Here is a 5419-nt window from a genome sequence, read left to right as displayed (position 1 = left end):
CTGAATTACTGATTGAGGAAATCCAGCAACTGAATGACCGCCTCCAGATTCCGCGCCGTCTTGCCGATGTCGGTGTGAATCCATCGCAAATTCCCGCGCTGGTTACAAGTTCGCGGGGAAACAGCATGAGCGGCAACCCCCGTGAAATCACGGATGAGGAGCTGACGCAAATTCTGGAATCGCTTCTTTGAAATCAGATCTTCTCAACCTCATTTTGATCGCTTCGGCTCATTTCAATCTGAATCTCCGTTCGTTAAAATAGAAGCTTCCTGTTCGCACTCTCGGAGAAGATTTTCATGAACACCATCACCACCAAACTGATTGCTTTCACCCTGCTGACAATATTCTCCCTGGCGTCGGTTCAGGCCGATCCCCCTGAATATCATGCGGTCCAGGCGGAACTGATCAAACCACGACAGGGAATCGGTAACACGGTTAAGAAGTTGAAATCAGGCGAAGAAGTCCGGGTGGCTTATCTGGGAGGATCCATCACAGCCGCGAATGGCTGGAGAGTGAAAACAACCAAGTGGCTGCAGTCAGAGTTTCCCAACGCGAAGATTCATGAAATCCATGCTGCCATTGGTGGTACCGGGAGTGATCTGGGAGCATTTCGCCTGGAGCAAGATGTCCTGCAACATCACCCGGATCTGGTATTCGTTGAATTCGCGGTGAATGATGGTGGCCGTCAGCCTGAAGCGATCTGGGAATCGATGGATGGTATTGTCCGACAGATCTGGAAATCCAACCCTCAAACGGACATCTGCTTTGTCTATACATTTCGAGTGAATTACGAGAAAGATCTACGTAAAGCCGAGAACCCCCGCGCTGCTTCCGCCATGGAACTGCTGGCCGACCATTATGGAATTCCTTCCATTAACGTCGCATTGAAAATTGCAGAACTGGAACAGGAAGACAAACTCAAATTCACTTCCGACACCCCGGTGGCGGAAGGCATCGTCCTGTTTTCCAAAGATGGAGTGCATCCACTTGATGCGGGACATGAGATCTACACGGAAGTCATTGCATCAGCGATCAAACAGATGGCAACCACTTCTCAGCCCGTCAACCACAGTTCCAAACTCAAACAGCCCTTTGTGAAGGGACACTGGACTGATGCGAAAATGATTCCCCTGGATGCATCCATGCTCAGTGGTAACTGGAAGGAACTTCCGGCAGATCATGTTCTGCAGAAGCGATTCGGAGGACGCTTGAGTCAAATCTGGGAAGCAGATGCTCCGGGAAGCAAACTCACATTTCGTTTTCGTGGTTCCCAGGCTGCGTTATATGATTTGGTCGGCCCCGATGGCGGACAGGTTCAGATCACGGTAGATGGAAAACCACACAAGAAGCTTACCCCCCGTTTTGACAGTTACTGCACTTACCATCGCATCTCCACATTAAGGCTGGCCGAGGGCCTGGATCCAGGGCAGATTCATACAGTGACGGTCGAAATCGACGCTGAGCAACCAGACCGCAGTTCCGTTGCATTTCGCCTGAAAAATCCCGACGAGGAATTGAAGTCCGCCAAATACCAGGGAACAAGAATACGGGTCGGCAAGATCATGCTGCGGGGCGAACTGGTTCCCTGACAGTCTGGTCTGCGCTCGCATCAGAGCTCTTGAAAGGAATTATGACATGATCATCTCAGCCGGCTTGAGCCCGGCCTGGCAGCAGATTCTGGAAGTGGATTCTCTGCAGATCGGGGAAGTCAACCGTTGTCAATCTGCTCACTGGTCTGCCTCCGGAAAAGTGATTAATGTGGGAATGGCGATCCGTCACCTGGGCATTCCCTGTGAAACGATTTTTTCGGCTGGCGGTTATACCAGAGATTTAATCGAAGCAGATCTTATGAACCTGCAGGTCCCCTGTCGTATCCTGGAGCAGCAGAACCCGACACGAATCTGTACGACCGTGCTGGATCGATCAACGGGGCAGACAACCGAACTGGTGGAAAACGCGACTTCTGTTTCCGCGCTCGAGGTATCTGCGTTCGCCGAGGAATTCCGCTCCCATGTCGCTTCTGCGGATGTCGTTGTACTCACCGGATCATTACCGGCAGGCGCTCCTGCAACCCTGTATCATGATCTGCTGTCAGACACCAGCTGCCCGGTGATACTCGACGCGCGGGGACCGGAACTCGAGGCCGCTTTAAATCAGAACCCTTTTCTGGTGAAGCCGAACCTGGAAGAACTGGAGCATACCCTGGCCCGTTCCCTGGCCAGCACCGACCAGATGATCAAAGGGATGCAGGATATCAATCAGAGGGGGGCGACCTGGGTTGTGATCTCACAGGGCAAAGATGCTTTATGGGCGACCTCGGAAGAACAGGTTTTTCGTTTCACCCCCGCGAAAGCGGATGCTGTAAACCCCATCGGCTGTGGTGACAGTCTGGCTGCAGGAATTGCCTGTGGTATTCATGAAGGGCGCAGTGTGCCTGACGCCATTCGCTGGGGGATGGCGGCAGCAGCCGATAATCTGACCAGACTATTACCCGCACGACTGTCGAAAACCAGCGTGGAATCATTTTTCGACCAGATCGAAATGGAGCAGCTTGTCTGATGCCAGACACACAGACATCTGCCCCCTGCCTGCTGGAAGCACGTCAGACAGGACGACAGGCCTCAGACGGCCAATGGTTGAATCGAAACCTGTCACTCCGCATTGACCCGGGAGACCGCATCGCCATTTCAGGCCCGACGGGATCGGGGAAATCCGTATTTCTGCGGTCACTGGCGATGCTGGATGAAATCCAGGAAGGCACGATCCTGTTTCATAATGAACCAGTCAGGGATAAACAAATACCCGAATATCGCAGCAGGGTGATCTATCTTCAGCAACGACCGATTTTAATCGAAGGTACGGTGGAATCAAATCTGCAGTTTGCCTTTCAGTTTCAGGTCAATCAACACAAAGACCACAATCCCGCAACCATTCGAAGCTTCCTGGAATCCTTTGGCAGACCCGACTCATTTCTCAAAAAAAAGTCATCCTCCCTGTCCGGGGGAGAAGGACAAATCGTGGCTTTATTACGTGCGCTGATCCTCTCACCCGAAGTCCTGCTGCTGGATGAACCCACGTCCGGGCTCGATCCGGAAACCACCGAGCAGTTCGAATCGATTATTTTACAGTGGCTCGAATCCTCAGAAGAATCCCCGGCGTTTGTCTGGATCACACATGATCGCAGTCAGGCTCAGAGGCTGGCTGATAAAGTCATGAGATTTCCCTCGGGCCAGGTGTCGAATCATCTGATTCCAGAATCGTGAGAACTCTTAATGTTCTCGATAAAGATCCATTTAAAATTTGTGAATCTGCTGGGAAACGAACCGATAATCAATTATGCTCAATTCATGTCTGGCTTATAATAGACGCGAACAGATCTTTCCAATCGGAACGGATCTGTGATTAAACGAAAACCGGAATGATTCCTGCTAAAGAATCTCTCACAATGAATCAGGAGACAATCGATGCCAATTGAAATTTTACACCACGCAGATCGAAACTACGTGGAATTAAAATTGTCAGGTAAACTGGCCAAAGAAGACTACCACAACTTCACCCCCACCATTGAAACATTAATTCAACAGCATGGTGCCTTACACATGCTGGTTGTTCTGGATGATTTCCATGGTTGGACGATGGGCGCGCTCTGGGAAGACACGAAATTTGACATCAAACACTTTAAAGATATTGCACGTCTGGCGATTGTGGGTGACAGCAAATGGGAAGAAGGAATGGCCACGTTCTGTAAACCATTCACAAAAGCAAAAATCAAATATTTCAATATCGACGATCTGGCTTTAGCAAGAACCTGGATCGCGGAACCTGCCTGACGTTATTGAACATCCACTCAGAGCTGTGAGCTCTCACCTGGAGCCTGCAGGAGTTGAATCAGCAATTCAGTCGTCCATTCCTGATCGGCGGGAATGGCGACTGACTGCCTGAGTTCACTCTCACCCAGCGGTTCCAGTTCATCCAGTTGCAGCTGCAGAACTTCTGTCGTAGCATCAGAGGCATCATTCCCGCTTTTTTCCCGCTGCCTGATCCGGGATTCCAGTACTTCCCGATCTGCAGAGAAGACCACAAGTTGAAACGGCACCTGCTGTTTTTCCGCCAGTTCGTAAAACAATTTACGCTGCCAGACTTTGAGTGTTGTGGCATCAACGATCACATTCCAGCCCGATTCCAGTATTTTTCGAGCCTGTTCTGCCAGCCTTTCATAGACCAGGCGGGTTGTTTCTGTTGAATACAGCTCAGCATCCGGGATCTGCTGTTCGTTCTGCAGACGTTTGCGTTCGACATCGGAACGAATACGAATCGCCGCCATCCCCTGCAGCAGGAGTTGACTCCCATAGGACTTGCCACTGCCCGAGACTCCATGCGTCAGCAACAGTCTGGGTTTCGTACTCGAGACATAATTTTTAGCGAGTTCCAGATACGACTGGAATTCCTCGCGTGCTTCCGCAACTACGGAATCTGACAAGTCCGGCTGGCTTAATCTGATGGCAGCGACTTTCGCACGAACCATCGCCCGATACGACAGGTAAAACCGCAGCAGGGGCACTCCTGCGTAATCTCCGGTCAGTTCCAGATAACGATTCAGGAACTGCATGGCGAAATCGGATCGGCCCCGGTCTTCCAGGTCCATAACGACAAAGGCGACTTCGCTCATTACATCGGTCCAGCGTAAACCGGCATTGAATTCCAGGCAGTCAAAGATTGTGACTCCCCGATCACTGAGAATCATATTCCCCAGATGCATGTCCCCATGGCATTCGCGGATAGATCCCCGGGACTTTCGCTCCTTGAATAAAGCATAGGATTCCCGGTAACAACGTTCATTTTCAGATCGGATCACGTTCAGGATCTCCTGAACTGTTTCCGCATTCGAAAACAGTTCATTCACATGCCGAAAATTCTCTTCCACCGGAGCGAGTACCTTTTCGGGAGTTCCCCATTCCAGATCAGCACCAGCAACGGCAATCTTTGCATGAAATTCAGCAACTTCTTCCGACAGCTGATCTATATGTTCCGCCGTTAATTCCTGCTTCCTGATGGCATCACTCAACAGCCGATCCTGGGTGAACTGGACCATCTGAACTGCATAGTCGATGACCTCCCCGGTTCCGTTAAACTCAGGGGCTTCTTCAGAACCGGTGATCGGGATTACCTTCCGGTACAATTCGGGTGCCAGCCTGCGATTCAGGCGCAGCTCTTCCTGGCAGTATTTTTCACGCAGTTCCAATGTGGAAAAGTCAACAAAACCCAGGTCAACCGGCTTCTTCAGTTTATAGGCATAAGGCCCGGTCAACAGGACCCAGGAAATATGCGTTTCCATCAGAGTGAATTCGCTCACCGGGTGGTCGAAGAGCGCGGGATTTTGCAGTGCTTTTAATAGAGTCTGGCTCACGTAGTTTCCTTG

The 5419-nt window shown here is 50.9% G+C and carries 6 protein-coding genes; 5 read left to right on the top strand and 1 reads right to left on the bottom strand.

Features of this window, described 5'->3' with window-relative positions; all coding sequences use genetic code 11:
• The 5 genes from AACZ40_RS28050 to AACZ40_RS28030 all read left to right on the top strand — a co-directional run.
• Nucleotides 1-191: iron-containing alcohol dehydrogenase (locus AACZ40_RS28050; protein ID WP_339676870.1), on the top strand; the 191-nt coding region annotated here is incomplete at its 5' end.
• 105 nt (nucleotides 192-296) lie between these two features.
• Nucleotides 297-1589 carry an SGNH/GDSL hydrolase family protein gene (locus AACZ40_RS28045; RefSeq protein ID WP_291170630.1) on the top strand — a complete coding sequence of 431 codons (1293 nt, stop codon included), beginning with the start codon at nucleotides 297-299 and terminating at the stop codon, nucleotides 1587-1589.
• A 46-nt stretch (nucleotides 1590-1635) separates the two neighbouring features.
• On the top strand, nucleotides 1636-2559 hold the full coding sequence (locus AACZ40_RS28040) for a 1-phosphofructokinase family hexose kinase (protein WP_291170628.1): 924 nt from the start codon (nucleotides 1636-1638) through the stop codon (nucleotides 2557-2559).
• Nucleotides 2559-3263: an ATP-binding cassette domain-containing protein gene (locus AACZ40_RS28035; protein WP_291170626.1), complete on the top strand. Its 705-nt coding sequence runs from the start codon at nucleotides 2559-2561 to the stop codon at nucleotides 3261-3263. The genes AACZ40_RS28040 and AACZ40_RS28035 overlap by 1 nt, the downstream gene beginning before the upstream one ends.
• Before the next feature lie 201 nt (nucleotides 3264-3464).
• Nucleotides 3465-3830 carry an STAS/SEC14 domain-containing protein gene (locus AACZ40_RS28030; protein ID WP_291170624.1) on the top strand — a complete coding sequence of 122 codons (366 nt, stop codon included), beginning with the start codon at nucleotides 3465-3467 and terminating at the stop codon, nucleotides 3828-3830.
• Nucleotides 3831-3847: 17 nt separating this feature from the next.
• Here the strand turns inward: AACZ40_RS28030 and AACZ40_RS28025 are convergent.
• Nucleotides 3848-5419: AAA family ATPase (locus AACZ40_RS28025; protein WP_339676867.1), on the bottom strand; the 1572-nt coding region annotated here is incomplete at its 5' end.

The organism is uncultured Gimesia sp., from assembly GCF_963972345.1.
Classification (GTDB): Bacteria; Planctomycetota; Planctomycetia; order Planctomycetales; family Planctomycetaceae; genus Gimesia.
Note: the sequence above shows the minus strand (reverse complement) of the source record. Positions and strands in the feature narration are given on the sequence as shown.